Annotated in this window: 16 protein-coding genes; 10 read left to right on the top strand and 6 right to left on the bottom strand. The window is 70.3% G+C overall.

The features are described 5' to 3' along the window. Positions 1 to 97: 97 nt before the first annotated feature. A complete protein-coding gene (locus tag ACFYWS_RS06365) occupies positions 98 to 2,575 on the top strand; it encodes an N-acetylmuramoyl-L-alanine amidase (protein ID WP_389270184.1) in 2,478 nt (825 codons plus the stop codon). An 83-nt stretch (positions 2,576 to 2,658) separates the two neighbouring features. Here ACFYWS_RS06365 and ACFYWS_RS06370 read toward each other — a convergent pair whose 3' ends face one another. From ACFYWS_RS06370 to ACFYWS_RS06380, 3 genes are all read right to left on the bottom strand, one after another. Continuing rightward, positions 2,659 to 3,225 carry a hypothetical protein gene (locus ACFYWS_RS06370; protein ID WP_389270187.1) on the bottom strand — a complete coding sequence of 189 codons (567 nt, stop codon included), beginning with the start codon at positions 3,223 to 3,225 and terminating at the stop codon, positions 2,659 to 2,661. 94 nt (positions 3,226 to 3,319) lie between these two features. Beyond that, entirely contained in the window at positions 3,320 to 3,829 is a 510-nt protein-coding gene (locus ACFYWS_RS06375) for a hypothetical protein (RefSeq protein WP_389270190.1), read from the bottom strand. A 102-nt stretch (positions 3,830 to 3,931) separates the two neighbouring features. Next, on the bottom strand, positions 3,932 to 5,524 hold the full coding sequence (locus tag ACFYWS_RS06380) for a glycoside hydrolase family 20 protein (RefSeq protein ID WP_389270193.1): 1,593 nt from the start codon (positions 5,522 to 5,524) through the stop codon (positions 3,932 to 3,934). 192 nt (positions 5,525 to 5,716) lie between these two features. On the opposite strand from ACFYWS_RS06380, the gene ACFYWS_RS06385 reads away from it, so the two are divergent. The 7 genes from ACFYWS_RS06385 (at position 5,717) to ACFYWS_RS06415 (ending at position 11,602) form a co-directional block, all read left to right on the top strand. Continuing rightward, on the top strand, positions 5,717 to 6,364 hold the full coding sequence (locus tag ACFYWS_RS06385; RefSeq protein ID WP_389270196.1) for a 2-oxo-4-hydroxy-4-carboxy-5-ureidoimidazoline decarboxylase: 648 nt from the start codon (positions 5,717 to 5,719) through the stop codon (positions 6,362 to 6,364). Between the two features lie 149 nt (positions 6,365 to 6,513). Then, on the top strand, positions 6,514 to 6,894 hold the full coding sequence (sdhC, locus tag ACFYWS_RS06390; RefSeq protein ID WP_326016431.1) for a succinate dehydrogenase, cytochrome b556 subunit: 381 nt from the start codon (positions 6,514 to 6,516) through the stop codon (positions 6,892 to 6,894). 8 nt (positions 6,895 to 6,902) lie between these two features. Continuing rightward, positions 6,903 to 7,388: a succinate dehydrogenase hydrophobic membrane anchor subunit gene (locus tag ACFYWS_RS06395; protein ID WP_389270201.1), complete on the top strand. Its 486-nt coding sequence runs from the start codon at positions 6,903 to 6,905 to the stop codon at positions 7,386 to 7,388. Positions 7,389 to 7,407: 19 nt separating this feature from the next. Next, entirely contained in the window at positions 7,408 to 9,162 is a 1,755-nt protein-coding gene (gene sdhA / locus ACFYWS_RS06400; RefSeq protein ID WP_389270204.1) for a succinate dehydrogenase flavoprotein subunit, read from the top strand. Beyond that, positions 9,162 to 9,938: a succinate dehydrogenase iron-sulfur subunit gene (locus tag ACFYWS_RS06405; RefSeq protein ID WP_326016435.1), complete on the top strand. Its 777-nt coding sequence runs from the start codon at positions 9,162 to 9,164 to the stop codon at positions 9,936 to 9,938. The genes sdhA and ACFYWS_RS06405 overlap by 1 nt, the downstream gene beginning before the upstream one ends. Before the next feature lie 90 nt (positions 9,939 to 10,028). Then, positions 10,029 to 10,430, top strand: coding sequence for a VOC family protein (locus ACFYWS_RS06410; RefSeq protein ID WP_389270207.1), 402 nt, complete (start codon positions 10,029 to 10,031; stop codon positions 10,428 to 10,430). A 44-nt stretch (positions 10,431 to 10,474) separates the two neighbouring features. Next, positions 10,475 to 11,602, top strand: coding sequence for a D-alanyl-D-alanine carboxypeptidase family protein (locus ACFYWS_RS06415; RefSeq protein WP_389270210.1), 1,128 nt, complete (start codon positions 10,475 to 10,477; stop codon positions 11,600 to 11,602). A gap of 24 nt (positions 11,603 to 11,626) precedes the next feature. Here ACFYWS_RS06415 and ACFYWS_RS06420 read toward each other — a convergent pair whose 3' ends face one another. Further along, positions 11,627 to 12,871: a metallophosphoesterase gene (locus ACFYWS_RS06420; RefSeq protein WP_389270213.1), complete on the bottom strand. Its 1,245-nt coding sequence runs from the start codon at positions 12,869 to 12,871 to the stop codon at positions 11,627 to 11,629. 12 nt (positions 12,872 to 12,883) lie between these two features. Beyond that, positions 12,884 to 13,126 carry an SCO4848 family membrane protein gene (locus ACFYWS_RS06425; protein ID WP_326016443.1) on the bottom strand — a complete coding sequence of 81 codons (243 nt, stop codon included), beginning with the start codon at positions 13,124 to 13,126 and terminating at the stop codon, positions 12,884 to 12,886. A gap of 109 nt (positions 13,127 to 13,235) precedes the next feature. Between ACFYWS_RS06425 and ACFYWS_RS06430 the strand changes: the two genes are divergently transcribed. Beyond that, positions 13,236 to 14,468: a D-alanyl-D-alanine carboxypeptidase family protein gene (locus tag ACFYWS_RS06430; RefSeq protein WP_389270216.1), complete on the top strand. Its 1,233-nt coding sequence runs from the start codon at positions 13,236 to 13,238 to the stop codon at positions 14,466 to 14,468. On the opposite strand, the gene ACFYWS_RS06435 is transcribed toward ACFYWS_RS06430, so the two are convergent. After that, a complete protein-coding gene (locus tag ACFYWS_RS06435; protein WP_389270219.1) occupies positions 14,455 to 15,381 on the bottom strand; it encodes a YihY/virulence factor BrkB family protein in 927 nt (308 codons plus the stop codon). The two genes, ACFYWS_RS06430 and ACFYWS_RS06435, sit on opposite strands and share 14 nt — an antisense overlap. Positions 15,382 to 15,482: 101 nt before the next feature. Here ACFYWS_RS06435 and ACFYWS_RS06440 point away from each other — a divergent pair, with 101 nt between their 5' ends. Further along, complete coding sequence (locus ACFYWS_RS06440; RefSeq protein ID WP_389270221.1) at positions 15,483 to 16,883, top strand: FAD-binding protein; 1,401 nt, start codon at positions 15,483 to 15,485, stop codon at positions 16,881 to 16,883. The last annotated feature ends 26 nt before the right edge of the window (positions 16,884 to 16,909 follow it).

Below are 16,909 nucleotides of genomic sequence, written 5' to 3' on the forward strand. Positions count from 1 at the left end.
TCCATGTGAACTTCATCAAGGGGTGGGGCAATTGAGCCCGCGACAGAGATCGCACGCGTACAAACCGCTGAGTCTCAAGCGGAGAGCGTGGATCACGATGGGCGCGGTCGTCGTCGGCGGCGCCGGAGTCGTGTCGTACGCGATGGCCGATCCCGGCACCGAGGTGGCCGGGACCGCCGCGTACCGGGCCGCGGCCGTGCACACGTTGGGCCTGGAGACGAAGGCGGACCGGAAGGTCGTTCCGCAGAAGTCGACGAAGCAGTTCAACGCCGTGTCGGTGACGTGGAAGAACCCGGAGGACGCGCTCGACGGCACGGCTCAGTTCCGGGCGCGCAATGCCGGGTCCGGGACGTGGGGGGCCTGGACCACCCTGCCGAAGGAGAGCAACGACTCGGACGGCACCGAGCGCGAGGGCAGCGACATCCGCGGCGGCACCTCGTCCGTGTCCACCGGAGCCGCGTCGAACGGCGTCGAGGTGCGGGTCGTCGACGCCGACGGCAAGGCGTCCGGTCTGCCGTCCGGCATGGACGTCAAGCTGATCGACCCGGGCACCGGAACCCGCAAGGGCGCCACCGAGCCCGCCGCGTTCACCTCCGACGAGACGCCGCCCGAGGCCCTGCCCTCGACGGTCGTGAAGCCCACGATCATCCCGCAGTCGGTGTGGGGCCCGGGCCTCCCGCACGATGGAACTCCCGTGTACGACACGGAGATCAAGGCCGCCGTCGTGCACCACACCGGTGTGGACTCGGACAACCAGGTGCCGTGCGCGCAGAGCGCCCAGCGACTGCGCGAGATCCAGCAGGACCACGTCGCCAAGGGCTACTACGACCTCGGCTACAACTTCGTGGTCGACCGCTGCGGCCAGATATTCGAGGGCCGCACCGGCGGCATGGACCTGCCGGTGCACGGGGCCCACGACTACGGCTTCAACACGGACACCGTCGGCATCTCGTACATCGGCAACTTCGAGAAGGCGAAGCCCACCAAGGCCGCGCTCGACTCCATCGCCCGCGTCACCGCCTGGAAGTTCGGCCAGTACGGCATCAAGGCGACCGACAAAGTGACCCTGACGTCCAACGGTGACCTGGGCACCGACGGCAACAAGGTCGCCAACGGCTCCACCATCACCCTCCCCCGCGTCTTCGGGCACAAGGACACCAACGCCACCGCGTGCCCCGGCACGAACCTGTACCCGAAGCTCGGCCGCATCGCGACGCTCGCCGCCGCCCCCGGCGTCTCGCACGCCCTGGCGTCCCAGAACGTCATCGGTGACGCCACCGACGACATCGTCGCCGGCCTCCCCAAGGGGTCGAGCGGCGGCCAGATCGCCCTCGTGCCCGGCACCATCGACGGGCCCACGACCACCGGCAAGAAGCTGATCTCGCAGTCGACCGCCGACATCCCCGGCGCGGGCGAGAGCGGTGACGAGTTCGGCGCCTCCACCGCCACCGGCGACATCAACGGCGACGGCAACACCGACATCGTCGTCGGCCAGCCCGGCGAGGACGACACCACCGGCCACTCCAACCGCGGCGCCTACACGATCCTGAACGGCCCGGACTTCACCACCGGCACCGGCGTCAACATCGACGGCAGCTACGAGCTGACCAACGCCAGGTACGGCGCGGCCGTGGCCGTCGGCGACTTCAACGCGGACGGCAAGGCCGACGTGTTCGCCGCCTCCACCGGCACCGGCGGCACCTGGAGCGCCCGCTACGGCGACGGCTGGGACACCGACTCCACCATCACCACCACCGAGGACAACCTCTCCTACGCGGACGCCGCGTCCGGCGACTTCAACCGCGACGGCTACGCGGACGTCGCGCTGAACTACCGCGACGGCAGCAGCATCGGCAAGGTCGTCTGGTACAAGGGCGGCGCCGGCGGCCTGCGCAAGGCCGCGACGCTGACCGTCAAGGGCGGCCGCTCCATCGGCGCGGGCGACATCAACGGCGACGGCATCGACGACATCGCCATCGGCCAGCCGTACACCGCCGAGTCCGGCGCGGCGGCGGGCGGCCAGGTCACCTTCGTCAAGGGTTCCCTGCCCACGTCCACGACCGCGGGCGGACTGACCACCAGCGGCGCCAAGACCGTCAGCCAGTCCACGTCGGGCGTCCCCGGCGCCGCCGAGTCCGGCGACGCGATGGGCGCCTCGATCGCGGTCGGCGACTACAACCTCGACGGCTACGCCGACGTGCTCGCGGGCGCCCCGAACGAGGACATCACCCGCACCTCGAACCGCTCCAACGCCGGCAACTCGATCCTCCTGAAGGGGACTTCGACCGGGATCACCGGCACCGGCGCGCTCACCGTCACGCAGGACACCAGCGGCGTCCCCGGCTCCACCGAGTCGAACGACAACCTGGGCTCCGCGGTCGCCCTGACCGACCTCTCCGGCTACGGGCGCACGGACCTGGTGCTCGGTTCGGCGGGCGAGAACACGGGCGAGGGCATGCTGACCTACGTACCGAGCAACTCCAGCGGTCTGGGCCTGTCCTCGACCAAGAACCTCACGAAGGCCACGCTCGGCACCCCGGCGACCGGCCGCCTGGGCACCAACCTGGCTCCGTAGCAAGTGAGTTGAGCAGTACGCCAGTACGCGAGGGCCGTGGGGCAGTCCGCCCCACGGCCCTCGCTCGTACCGCTTCAGTCGCGTCAGCCGCGGCCCCGCGCGCGCCGCGAGACGGCCGCCCGCAGCACCCTGCGTCCCTCCGTCGAGACGACGAGGGCCTGCCGCAGTCCGCCCGCTCCACCGCCCGCGAGCAGTTCCAGGATCTGGGTCTGGCGGCGCAGTTCGGCCGCGACCAGCGGCGACATCCCGTCGGTGCGGCCCTCGCGGCGCGCGCTCACACCGGCCGCCCGGTCCTCCGTCACGTCGAGCATCCGGTGCACCTGGAGCGCGGCCACCGAGCAGGCGTCCGCCCACTCCCGCCACCCCTCGGCCAACGCCCGCTCCGGCGCGGCCCCGAGCATCCGCCGCACCAGCTCCGCGGCCTCGCCCTCGCCCGCGGCGCCGCTCAGCTCACCGCGCGCCGCCACGAGCCGGTCGCCCCAGTCCGCGCCGTCCTCCGCGAGGCTCGCCCACAGCGGGCGCAGCACGTCCTCCTCGGGGTCCCCGGGCCCGCCGACGCCGAGCAGCGGCACACACCGGTCGAGGCAGCCGAGACCGCTCGTGGCAAGGCCGTGTTCATCGGCCTGCGCGATCAGTTCCACCAGGCTCATGGACGTAACGCTCCTCCGGACGCGGACCCAGCAATTCCTCTTGGCACCTACGTAACCAACTGCGCCCGCGGAGCACGGAACGTCACAGTCCGCGTCACAGTCCTCGCACGCCGAGCCGGTCGAGGAAGCGGAAGAACAGCTCCTCCGCCGAGGGCTCCGCTGCCGCGCGCAAGACCTCGTCGAGCGGCTCCAGCGGCACCTCACGGCCGCACTCGGCGGCCCAGCCGACGGACCGCTCCGCGGCGTCGCCCGGCGGCAGGAAGTAGTCCTCCAGGGAGCGTTCGTCCCCGCCGATGTACCCGGTCATCGCGGCGCGCCCCAGGCACGCCGTCCACGCGCCGCTCTCCGGACCCGCCGCCTCGACGACCGCGCAGGCGGAGTCCATGACGTACGCGAACAGGGCGGGCGCCCCGGTCTCCGCCGCCAGCGCGTTCATGCTGCCCACGTCGCGCGCCTGCTCGCCGCCGCCGGGGCACTCCCACACCTGCCAGCCCCCGGCCCGCTCCTCCAGGAGCGTCAGCTCCTCGCGCACCCCGCCCAGGGCCTCGTACTTGTCCAGCGGCCGGTCGCTTCTCGCGACCACGTAGTAGCCCCAGTAACCCATGTCCGTTCCCCCCGTCCCGGTGTGCGGCACACACGTCGTACCTGCGGCCGAATAGAACACAGCCGCAAGGGACTTCGCCACCAAAACGGCGGATCAGGGCCGTCAGCCGTCCAGCTTGTCGGCCAGGTCGACGAACTCCGGCCAGCTCAGCTCCGGCTTCTCCTGGTCCCACAGCTTCTGCGAGGTCGCCCGCAGCGGCATCCGGACGCCCTTGGCGACCTGCTCCGGGGTCTGCGCCGTCGAGATGTCGCACCACACGGCGAAGGAGCCACCCAGGATCTGGTCGTCGTACTTCGCGGGCACCGGACTCGTCTTGCGCAGCACGCGCGGCGTCCAGCTCTTGTAGATCCGCTCACCGGTCGGATAGACGAAGGTGTTGGGCTGGCCGAGGACGTAGTACAGGAACTCGTCGTTGTAGTTCGTCACCTTCCGGCCCTCGTCCAGATACTCCAGGGGCTCGCGCGCGCCGATCTCCTTGCCGGTCCAGTACGCGACCTCGATGCCCTTGTGGGCGTCGACGACCCCGCCCTTGTAGAACCCGTCGTTCCAGGCCTTCAGGTTCCGGTCGAAGGGGGCCATGGTCTTCGCCCGGTCGTTGAGCCAGCCCTGCGCGAGATCCTGCACCTTGGCGTCCGCCCCGTACTTCTTCCTGGCCGCGGCGGCGAGCTGCGGGTAGGAGGCCTCGGGGTTCTCGCTCATCAGCGCCCGGTACTCGTCGGCGCCCAGATGCCAGTGCGCGCCCTTGAACAGCTTCGCGTACTCCTTCAGCAGATCGTCGACGATCTTCGCGGCACCCGGCTTCGAGATGTCGACGGCGCCGCGCGCCGCCACCCCGCTCGTGTCGCGCAGCTGGAGCTCTGGATGCGCGGCGATCACCGCGCCCAGGTGCCCCGGCGAGTCGATCTCCGGCACGACCGTGATGTGCCGCTCGGCGGCGAGCTTCAGGATGTCCCGCACCTGCGTCTTGCTGAGGTGGTCCTTGGAGACGATCTCCGGATGCGAGTCGGACTCGATCCGGAAGGACTGGTCGTCGGAGAAGTGCAGGCCCAGCTGGTTGTACTTGAGGTCCCCGATGTCCCGGATCCGGTCCTTGATCCAGTCGGCCGTGAAGTGCTTGCGCGCGATGTCGAGGTTGAACCCGCGCTGCGGCTTGGCGGGTTGGTCGGCGGTGACACCCTCCGGCGCCTTCGCACCGTCGTGCACCTGCTGCTTGAGGGTGCGCGTCCCGTAGAACACGCCGGTGTCGCTCGGCGCGACGATCCGCACACTCCCGCCGCGCACGGACATCCGGTACGACTCCGGGTTCGCCCCGCGCTTCCCGCCGATCGCCAGCTCGACGTCGCCGGGCCCGGCGTCCTTCCCCGACCCCGCGTACTTCAGGTCCAGCTCTTCGGCGACGAGCCGCCCCTCCCCCGCCAGTTCACCGTCCTTCACGACGACGCTGCCGCCGTCCGGCTTCCAGCCGGGCCCGTGCGCGGGCGTGAAGTCGCGCACCTCGGGGATCGTGTGCGCGGGCTTGGACAGCGGATACGAACGGGTGGGTGAAGGCGCCGCGGACGTCGCCGACTTCCCGTCGGACGGCGCCGACCCGCCACCGTCCGAGCACCCCGCGGCCGCGACCAGCACGACCCCGACGGCCACGCCCCTCAGAGCTTTCCGCTCCTTCTCCACGAACACCTCGCTAGCCCCGTTCACCGATACATACGGCGCCGACGTTAACGGTGGACCTCTAGGGGCGCGGGGAACTGCGCGAACGCAACCAGGACGAGTCGGAACCCGCCATGCGAACAGAACAACCCCGCCACTCGGGCGCACCGTCCACCCACCCATCCCAAACCCTCCCGTCCGAGTGAAATTCACACATCCCTCGGACACCCACCCCAACCCATGACTAACGTTTCGCCACAACCACCACGCCCGCCCCCGCCGGAGGCCCCTCTGCGCCCCCTCCAGACTCCCGGCCGCCCGCCCATACCGGCCCAGGCCACGGCGCCCGGCACCACCGGCGGCCTGGCGCACTTCAACGCGCTGCCGCGGGAGACCGCCGAGCTGACACTGCACACGTGCTGCCGCAGCCACGCCTGGGCGCGCCGCGTGGCCGCCCACCGCCCGTACCCGAACCTCGACGCGCTGCTCGCCGCGGCGGACGAGGCGGCGTACGACCTCACCCCCTCCGACATCGCCGAGGCCCTGGCGGGCGAGGAGCAGGCGCTGCCGCCGTCCCCCGCGGGCTACCCGGCGGCCGCGCGCACCGCGCTGGTCGCGGCCCACAGCGCGTACGAGACCCGCTTCGGCCACCCCTTCGTGATCTGCCTGGACGACATCGCGCCAGGTGAGGCCCTCGATCACCTGCTCGTGAGCCTGCGCACCCGGCTCGGCCACGACCCGCTGCACGAGCGCGAACTGGCCGCCGAGGAGCTGCGGCGACTCGCCCGGGGCCGGCTCGCGCGACTCACCCGCCAGGAAACCGGCAGAGAAACCCGCAGGGAAACCGGCCGGGAAACCGGCATCAATAGCCCGTACGTGCCTGTTTGATTGCCTGTTTGATCACACATAAGGCCCCCGTGCGAGTGTTCCGACAACTCGTCGATACGATGACGAGCGGCCGGTGGACCGTACCCGGCCGGGCCCGCCCGACACTGAAGCCGGCGCGGCTCTAGTCCCCGCTCCCGGAGGGTTCTTCCGTGCCGGCTGGAACGCTGTACCGCGGCCGGGAAGGCATGTGGTCGTGGGTGGCTCATCGAGTCACCGGTGTCCTCATTTTCTTCTTCCTGTTCGTGCACGTCCTCGACACCGCTCTCGTCCGCGTCTCCCCCGAGGCGTACGACGATGTCGTTGGTACCTATAAGACGCCGATCGTCGCGCTTCTGGAATACGGCCTCGTGGCCGCGATCCTGTTCCACGCGCTCAACGGCCTGCGTGTCATCGCCGTCGACTTCTGGTCGAAGGGGCCGCGCTACCAGAAGCAGATGCTCTGGACCGTCATGGGCATCTGGATCGTCCTGATGGTCGGGGCCCTGTACCCCGTCCTCGGCCACGCCGTCCGCGCAATCTTCGGGAGCTGAGGCCAGACATGTCTGCTGACACCACCCCCGCGACGCCCGGCGTCGGCCCCGTGGAGGGCGCGTCCCTCTACGACGTCGACAACCCGGCCCCGTACATCGAGGCTCCCCGCAAGCGCACCTCGAAGACCCCGCGTTCGACGCGCGGCAACTTCGAGATGGCCGCATGGCTGTTCATGCGCCTGTCGGGTGTCGTCCTCGTCGTCCTGGTCCTCGGCCACCTGCTGATCCAGCTCGTCCTCGACGGCGGCGTCTCCAAGATCGGTTTCGCCTTCGTGGCGGGCCGCTGGGCGTCCCCGTTCTGGCAGGGCTGGGACCTGCTGATGCTGTGGCTCGCGATGCTGCACGGCGCCAACGGCCTGCGTACCGTCATCAACGACTACGCCGAGCGCCCCCAGACCCGTATGTGGCTGAAGGGCCTGCTGTACGCCGCGACGGTCTTCACCGTCCTGCTGGGCACGCTGGTGATCTTCACCTTCGACCCCAACATCCGTTAAAGCCGAGGCGAGCGAAACCGTGAAGATTCACAAGTACGACACCGTCATCGTCGGCGCCGGCGGCGCCGGCATGCGCGCGGCCATCGAGTCGACCAAGCGCAGCCGCACCGCCGTGCTGACCAAGCTCTACCCCACCCGCTCCCACACCGGTGCGGCGCAGGGCGGCATGGCCGCCGCGCTCGCCAACGTGGAGGAGGACAACTGGGAGTGGCACACCTTCGACACGATCAAGGGCGGCGACTACCTGGTCGACCAGGACGCCGCCGAGATCCTGGCGAAGGAGGCCATCGACTCGGTCCTCGACCTGGAGAAGATGGGCCTGCCGTTCAACCGCACCCCGAACGGCACCATCGACCAGCGCCGCTTCGGCGGTCACTCCCGTAACCACGGCGAGGCGCCGGTCCGCCGGTCCTGCTACGCCGCGGACCGCACGGGCCACATGATCCTTCAGACGCTGTACCAGAACTGCGTGAAGGAGGGCGTGGAGTTCTTCAACGAGTTCTACGTCCTGGACCAGCTGATCGTCGAGGAAGACGGCGTCAAGAAGTCCGCCGGTGTGGTCGCCTACGAGCTGGCCACCGGCGAGATCCACATCTTCCAGGCCAAGTCGGTCATTTACGCCTCCGGCGGCACCGGCAAGTTCTTCAAGGTGACGTCCAACGCGCACACCCTGACCGGCGACGGCCAGGCCGCCTGCTACCGGCGCGGGATCCCGCTGGAGGACATGGAGTTCTTCCAGTTCCACCCGACCGGCATCTGGCGCATGGGCATCCTCCTTACGGAAGGCGCCCGTGGTGAGGGCGGCATCCTCCGTAACAAGGACGGCGAGCGCTTCATGGAGAAGTACGCGCCGGTCATGAAGGACCTCGCGTCCCGTGACGTCGTGTCCCGCTCCATCTACACGGAGATCCGTGAGGGCCGCGGCTGCGGTCCGGCCGGTGACCACGTGTACCTGGACCTGACGCACCTCCCGCCGGAGCAGCTCGACGCCAAGCTCCCGGACATCACCGAGTTCGCGCGCACGTACCTCGGCATCGAGCCCTACACGGACCCGATCCCGATCCAGCCGACCGCGCACTACGCCATGGGCGGCATCCCGACGAACGTCCAGGGTGAGGTCCTCGCGGACAACACCACTGTTGTTCCCGGTCTGTACGCCGCCGGCGAGGTCGCCTGTGTCTCCGTGCACGGCGCCAACCGCCTCGGCACCAACTCGCTGCTCGACATCAACGTCTTCGGGCGTCGTGCGGGCATCGCGGCCGCCGAGTACGCGCACAAGACCGAGTTCGTCGAGCTGCCGGAGAACCCGGCCACGCTCGTCGAGGAGCTCGTCGAGCGCCTCCGTGACTCGCAGGGCACCGAGAGCGTCGCGGTGATCCGCAACGAGCTGCAGGAGTGCATGGACGCCAACGTGATGGTGTTCCGCACCGAGCAGACGATCAAGACGGCCGTCGAGAAGATCGCCGAACTGCGCGCCCGCTACAAGAACGTGTCCGTCCAGGACAAGGGCAAGCGGTTCAACACGGACCTCCTTGAGGCCATCGAGCTGGGCAACCTGCTCGACCTGGCCGAGGTCATGGCGACCTCCGCCCTGGCCCGCAAGGAGTCCCGCGGCGGTCACTACCGCGAGGACTTCCCGACCCGCGACGACGTCAACTTCATGCGCCACACCATGGCGTACCGCGAGGTCGGCGACGACGGCTCCGAGTCCATCCGGCTCGACTACAAGCCGGTCGTCCAGACCCGCTACCAGCCGATGGAGCGTAAGTACTGATGGCTACCCCGACCATGGACAAGGCGGAAGCGGCGGGCGCGCCCGAGGCCGGCTTCGCCGACACCCCGAACATCACGATCACGCTGCGCGTGCGCCGGTTCAACTCGGAGGTCTCCGACGAGTCGACCTGGCAGGACTTCCAGCTGGAGATGGACCCCAAGGAGCGCGTCCTCGACGCGCTGCACAAGGTCAAGTGGGAGCAGGACGGCACGCTGACCTTCCGCCGCTCCTGCGCGCACGGCATCTGCGGGTCCGACGCGATGCGGATCAACGGCAAGAACCGGCTCGCCTGCAAGACGCTTCTCAAGGACATCAACCCCGAGAAGCCCATCACGGTCGAGGCCATCAAGGGCCTCACGGTCCTCAAGGACCTGGTCGTGGACATGGACCCGTTCTTCCAGGCGTACCGCGACGTCATGCCGTTCCTCGTCACCAAGGGCAACGAGCCGACGCGTGAGCGCTACCAGTCCGACGAGGACCGGGCGCGCTTCGACGACACCACCAAGTGCATCCTGTGCGCCGCGTGCACGTCGTCCTGCCCGGTGTTCTGGAACGACGGCCAGTACTTCGGTCCTGCCGCCATCGTGAACGCCCACCGCTTCATCTTCGACTCGCGTGACGAGGCCGGGGAGCAGCGACTGGAGATCCTCAACGACCGTGACGGTGTGTGGCGTTGCCGCACGACCTTCAACTGCACGGACGCCTGCCCGCGTGGCATCGAGGTCACCAAGGCGATCCAGGAAGTGAAGCGCGCGCTGATCACGCGCCGCTTCTGAGCTTCTGAGCCCCTTGGCTCCGAAGGCCCCGTTCCCTTCCGGGAGCGGGGCCTTCGCCGTTTTCGCCCGGTTGCTCGCTAATCTGCCGCTATGCCACATGAGCTGGAAATCCTCGGGTTCGACAACACCCTGTTCCCCGTCGGCGACCTGGCCGAGGCCGTCGCCTTCTACGAGCGCGTCGGATTCCCCGTGAAGGTCCGCATCGACGAGGCCGGGATCGCGCTGCTCGCCGTCGGCAAGGAGACGCCCGGACTGCTGCTGCGGGCCGAGGAAGGGTTCGGCCACCGGCCGCCCGCCTGGCCCGCCGCGCGACTGTGGCTGGAGGTGCCGGACGCGCGGGCCGTCGCCGACACGCTGCGCTCCGCCGACATCGAGCTGCTCGACCCGCCCTTCTCCACCTCCACCGGCTACGTCGTGGAGTTCGCCGACCCGTGGGGCAACGTCATCGGCTTCACGGACTACCTCAAGAGACCGGAGCTGGCGCGGAGCTGAGCCCCGCCGGTCTTTACCCGCTCTTTGGCCTGTACCTTCACGGGATGCCCGGCACCACCTCCTCCGCTTCCCCGACCCCGCGGTTCACCCGCCGCACCGCCCTCGGCCTCGGGGCGGGCGCGGCCGCGGCGCTCGCACTGCCCGCGCAGACCGCCTCCGCCACCTCGCGCGCGCCGAAGCTGCCGAAGCTCGACGCGAAGGCGTGGCTGATCGCCGACAACGACAGCGGCGAGGTACTCGCCTCGTACAACGGGCACCGCCGGCTGCCGCCGGCCTCCACGCTGAAGATGCTGTTCGCGGACACGGTGCTGCCGAGGTTCGACAGCACGCTGAAGCACAAGGTGACGGCCGAGGACCTCGCGGACATACCCTTCGGCTCCAGCCTCGTCGGCGTCCAGGCCGGAACGACGTACAGCGTGCACCAGCTGTGGCAGGGCGTGTTCCTGCGCTCCGGCAACGACGCGGTGCACGTACTCGCGAACATGAACGGCGGCGTCGACAGGACTGTCGCGCAGATGCAGGCCCGCGCCAAGGACCTCCAGGCCAACGACACCCACGTCGTCAGCCCCGACGGCTTCGACCACCCCGGGCAGCTCTCCTCCGCGTACGACCTGACGCTGTTCGCCCGCGCCGGCCTCAAGAACGACGACTTCCGTGGCTACTGCGCCACCAAGGTCGCCGACTTCCCGGCGAGCGGCTCCAAGACGTTCCAGATCCAGAACACCGACCGACTCCTCACCGGGCAGGGCGTCACCCCGTACGAGGGCCTCATCGGCGTCAAGAACGGCTACACCTCGCACGCGGGCAACACCTTCACCGGCGCCGCCACCCGCGGCGGCCGCACCCTCCTGGTCACCGTCATGCACCCGGAGTCCGGCTACGAAGCCGTGTACGAGGAGACGGCCGCGCTGCTCGACTGGGGCTTCGCGGCCGCCGACAAGGTGCGCCCCGTAGGCGAGTTGGCCACGCCGCTGAGCGAGCAGCCGAAGTCGCCGTCGACGCGCGAGCCCCACGTGGCGGGCGCGGGCCCCGCCGCCTCCGGCACGTCCACCGGCTCGCACGGGGACGACCTCGCGCTCGGCGGGTCCATGGCCCTCGCGGCCCTCGCCGGCGGCGGCCTGCTGGCCCTGCGCCGCCGCGCGAAGCCGACGGGACGCCGCAGGAAGGCCTGACGTCCTCAACCGGGCCGACCGGGCTCAGGCCTGCTTGGACGCCAGCTGCACCACGGTGATGTCGGACGGCGCGCCCACACGCACCGGCGGCCCCCACGCGCCCGCGCCCCGGCTGACGTACAGCTGGGTGTCGCCGTACCGGTCGAGGCCCGCGAGGGTCGGATTGCTCGCGGCCGCGACGAGGTTGCCCGGCCACAGCTGGCCGCCGTGGGTGTGCCCGGAGAGCTGAAGGTCGACGCTGTGCTTAACCGCCTCGTGGATCATCACGGGCTGGTGGGCCATGAGGACGGAGGCGCGGGAGGTGTCGCGGTCGCCGAGCGCCTTCGCGTAGTCGGGCCCTTCGCCGTAGTTGTCACCGGCGATGTCGTTGACCCCCGCGAGATCGAAGGCCCCGATGTCGACGCGCGCGTTCTCCAGCGGCCGCAGCCCGAGCTCGCGCACGTGCTCCACCCACGGGTCGGCGCCGGAGAAGTACTCGTGGTTGCCGGTGACGAAGTACGTACCGTGCCGCGCGCTCAGCCGCGCGAGCGGCGCCACGGCGGGCGCCAGGTCCTCCACGCTCCCGTCGACCAGGTCACCGACCACGGCGATGAGATCGGGCTGCGTCGCGTTGATCGTCTCGACGACCCGCTCGGCGAAGCCCCGCCCGAGCACGGGCCCGAGGTGGACGTCGCTGACCACGGCGATCCTGAACCCGTGGGCCGCGCGCGGCAGTTTGGCCAGCGGCACAGTGACCCGCTTCACCGTCGGCCCGCGCAGCACCCCGTACGCGCCACCGGCCACGACGCCCGCGGCGGCCAGGGTCGCGGCGGCGCCGACGGTCCGGGCGAGGACGAGCCTCCGGGTGGGCGCGGGGGCGGGCGCGAGCCCCGGAACCGGCTCCAGCTCCCGCAGCTCCGGCACCGGAACCCGCACCGGGGCCCCCTCCGCAGCGACGGCGGAGGGCTTCCCCCGCTCAAGGAACCGCCGCAGCAGGGGCCGCACGACCTCCCCCACCAGCAGCGCGAGCAGCAGATACAGCGCGAACGCCAGCCACAGGAACCCGGGCCAGGCCAGCACCTGCTGCAACACGAACGGCGCCCCACCCCGCTCCGCCCCCAGCGCCGCGAACACCAGCACGGGCCCGGCCACGAACACCAGCGTCCCGATCCGCCTGGGCCACCCGCCCTTGGCGGTCGTCTCGCGCACGAGACGGCGCCACGCGTAGTAGTGCAGTGCCGCGAAGGCCGCGAGGACGGCGGCGGCGATGAGTACGAAGACGACGATCATCGGCCCGGTCGCCTATGAGGTCCGACGCAGTGTGCGTACGGAACGCAACCCGATGCCCCCGACAACCGTCCCCAATACGAAGGAGACGACGGCGAGCGTCAGATGCACCCAGAAGTACGCGGTCGGATCCCCGGCGTCGTCGAAGGCGAGGCCGCTGCCGTCCTTGACGAGATTCTTGATGAAAGTGATCCAGATGACCCAGCTCCACACCCCGAAGGCGAGCAGGAACCAGGAAACGGGGCGGCTGAGCTTCATACCCTCAGTATCGCCGCGCGGCCTCGCGCACCGCCGCCGGGGTGGGTCAGGACGAACACCGGACGCAGCGGTGGAGACTTACGGGGTAGGTACAGGTATTTTCACCAGCGTGTCCGACTCCCACGCCGCGCGACCGACGTCGCACTTGAAGAAGGCCGCGGTGCTGTTCGCCGCCTCCGCCCTGACGTTCGCCGGCGCGCTGCCCGCCGCCGCCGCGGACAAGGACAAGAAGGACGACAAGCCGCCCGCGTCCATGTCCCGGGTCGGCGGCGCCCAGTTGGGGAAGCCGGGGACGCAGGTCAACCTTCAGGGGGGCGCGCCCGTTCTGCCGAAGGATCTGACGGCGAAGTCCTGGCTCGTCGCGGACGCCGAGTCGGGTGAGGTGCTCGCCTCGCACAACGCGCACTGGAAGCTGCCGCCGGCCTCCACGCTGAAGATGCTGTTCGCGGACACCGTGCTGCCGAAGTTCCCGAAGACGACGACGCACAAGGTGGTGCCCTCGGACCTTGCGGGGATGGGCGCCGGGTCGAGCCTCGTCGGCGTCAAGGAGGGCTTCACGTACTCCGTGCACGATCTGTGGCTGGGCGTCTTCCTGCGGTCGGGCAACGACGCGGTGCACGTCCTTTCCGCCATGAACCAGGGCGTCGCACAGACCGTCAAGGACATGCAGGCGCACGCCGACGAGCTCCAGGCGGGCGACACCCACGTCGTCAGCCCCGACGGCTACGACATGCCGGGGCAGCACTCGTCCGCGTACGACCTGACGCTGTTCGCCCGTTCCGGGCTGCACAAGAAGGACTTCCGGGAGTACGCCGCCACGCCGACCGCCGAGTTCCCCATGAAGCAGAAGAAGGGGAAGACCACCGAGCACTTCGGCATCCAGAACACCAACCGGCTGCTCACCGGCTCCCTCGGCCTGCCCGCGTACAAGGGCATCGCGGGTGTGAAGAACGGCAACACGACGAACGCGGGGTCCACGTTCACGGGAGTCGCCGAGCGCGGCGACCGGGTGCTGCTCGTCACCGTCATGAACCCGAAGGCGAAGGAGAGCCAAGCCGTCTACAAGGAGACCGCGCGGCTCTTCGACTGGGGGTTCAAGGCCGACGGCAAGGTCTCCCCCGTCGGCCATCTCGTCGGGCCGAAGAGCGAGACGCCCGCGGGCGCGGCGTCCCCGAGCTCCGGTGACGCGGGCCCCGCCAAGTCGGCCGCGCACGCCGCGGTCACCGGCGGCTCCAGCGGGGTCGGGATCGCGCTGGCGATCGTGGGCGGGGTGCTCGTGGTGCTGGCGGGTGCGGTGTTCGTGGTGCGCAAGAAGTGGCCGCTGAGGATCACGAAGGGCTGATCTCCTCGGACTCGCCCTTGGTCTGCGCTTCCGATTCGGCCTCCGCCTCTTCCGTCTTGCGCAGGCCCACCCGGCCCGTCGCCGTCCACGCGGCGCAGAACAGCAGCAGTTTCGCGGTGAAGTTGATCCACAGGAGCAGGGCCACCGGCGTGCCGAACGCGCCGTACATGCTCTTCGCCGCCACGTCCTTCATATAGCCGCTGAGCACCAGTTTCAGCAGCTCGAAGCCCGCCGCCCCGATCAGCGCCGCCGTGATCAGATCGCGGCGGCCCGGCTGTACTCCGGGCAGCAGGGCCAGGACGTAGAGCAGGATCAGGAAGTCGGCGAGCACCGCGATCCCGAAGGCCGCGGCCTGGAGCAGGATCCCGCCCCAGCCCCCCTTGTCGATGCCGATCTGGTCGGCCGTCCAGTCGACCGCCGTGTTCGCGAGGGCGGACGCCGCGATCGACACGATGCCCGCGAGGCCGAGCCCGATCAGCACCCCGGCGTCCTTGAGCTTGCGCAGGATCGCGTTCTCGTCGGGGTCGGGCAGCTCCCACACGTCCCGCAGGCACTGCCTCATCGAACCGACCCAGCCGACGCCCGTGAACAGCAGCAGCGCTCCGGCGACCAGCCCGATCGTGCCCGCGTTGTCGACCAGCGACCCGAGGTCCAACTGGTCCGCGATTCCCGGCACTTGGTCGCTGAGCGTCTTCTCCAGCTTCTTCTGCTGGTCCGGGCCCATCGTGCCGGCGGCGATCGCGGCGGCCACGGTGAGCAGCGGAAACAGCGCGAGGAAGCTGATGAACGTCATCGCCGCGGCAAGCTGTGACCAGCGGACCTCGTCGAGCCGCTCGTAGGCGCGCCAGGCGTGCGTCCGCATCAGCCGGGCGAACAGCGGCCCGACGACGGGGAGTTTCTTCAGCCAATCCATGATCCCAGCCTGCCCTCCATCCCCATCTCGATCACCCGTTCTGGTGAGGGCTCGCTAGGTTTGCGACAAACTTCGCACCTTCGGGCGATACGGTCACCGTCATGGTTGCCGACCCCGCTACCGACCCCGTACCCACTCTCCCCTCCGTCCCGCACTCCGTACCGGTCAGCGGCTGGGGCCGCACCGCCCCCACCTCGGCCCGCGTGATCCGCCCCCGCTCCTACGAGGACGCGGTCCTCGCCGTCCGGGACTGCGCCGCCACCGGACACCGCGGCGGCATCGCGCGGGGACTCGGCCGGGCGTACGGGGACGCGGCGCAGAACGCGGGAGGGGCCGTCCTCGACATGACGGGGCTCGACCGGATCCACGCCATCGACGCCGCCGGCGGCACCGTACTGTGCGACGCGGGCGTGTCGCTGCACCGCCTGATGGAGGTACTGCTCCCCCTCGGCTGGTTCGTACCGGTCACCCCCGACACCCGCTACGTCACGGTCGGCGGGGCGATCGGCGCCGACGTCCACGGCAGGAACCACCCCGTCTCCGGCTCCTTCGCCCGCCACGTCCCCATGCTCGAACTCCTCACCGCCGACGGCGGGGTACGCGTCGTGGAGCGCGGCAGCGAACTGTTCGACGCGACGGCCGGCGGCATGGGCCTGACCGGCATCATCCTCACGGCCACCGTCCAACTCCAGCGCGTGGAGACGTCGCTGATGTCGGTCGACACCGAACGGGCCACCGACTTCGACGACTTGATGGCCCGGCTCACCGCCACGGACCACCGCAACCGCTACTCCGCCGCCTGGATCGACCTGCTCGCACGCGGCGCCGCGACGGGCCGCGGCGTCCTCACACGCGGCGAGCACGCGCCGCTCGACGCGCTGCCCGCACGCGCCCGCAGGACCCCGCTGGAGTTCCGCCCCGCCCACCTCCCCGCGGCCCCGGACTTCCTCCCCGAGGGACTGCTCGGCAGCACGAGCGTCGGCCTGTTCAACGAACTCCGCTACCGCAAGACGCCCAGGGCCCGCACCGGCGAACTCCGCAAGCTCTCCGCGTTCTTCCACCCGCTCGACGGCGTCCCGCACTGGAACCGCGTCTACGGGCGCGACGGCTTCGTGCAGTACCAGTTCGCCGTCGGACACAGTGAGACGGAGGCGCTGCGCCGCATCGTGCACCGCGTCTGCGAGCGCCGCTGCCCGTCCCTCCTCGCCACCCTCAAGCGCTTCGGCGAAGGGGACCCGGGCTGGCTCTCGTTCCCGGTGCCGGGCTGGACCCTCGCGCTCGACATCCCCGCGAACCTGCCCGAACTGGGCGTACTCCTCGACGAGTTGGACGAGGAGGTGGCCACCGCGGGCGGGCGCGTCCACCTCGCCAAGGACTCCCGGCTGCGGCCCGAGCTGCTCACCGCCATGTACCCGCGCCTCGACGACTTCCGCTCCCTGCGGGCGCGCTGGGACCCGCGGCGGGTGTTCCGCTCGGACCTGTCACAGCGCCTGAACCTGTGACAGGCCGCCCGCCGCCCGCCCCCTCT

Source organism: Streptomyces sp. NPDC002795 (assembly GCF_042888725.1).
In the GTDB taxonomy this organism is placed as follows: domain Bacteria; phylum Actinomycetota; class Actinomycetes; order Streptomycetales; family Streptomycetaceae; genus Streptomyces.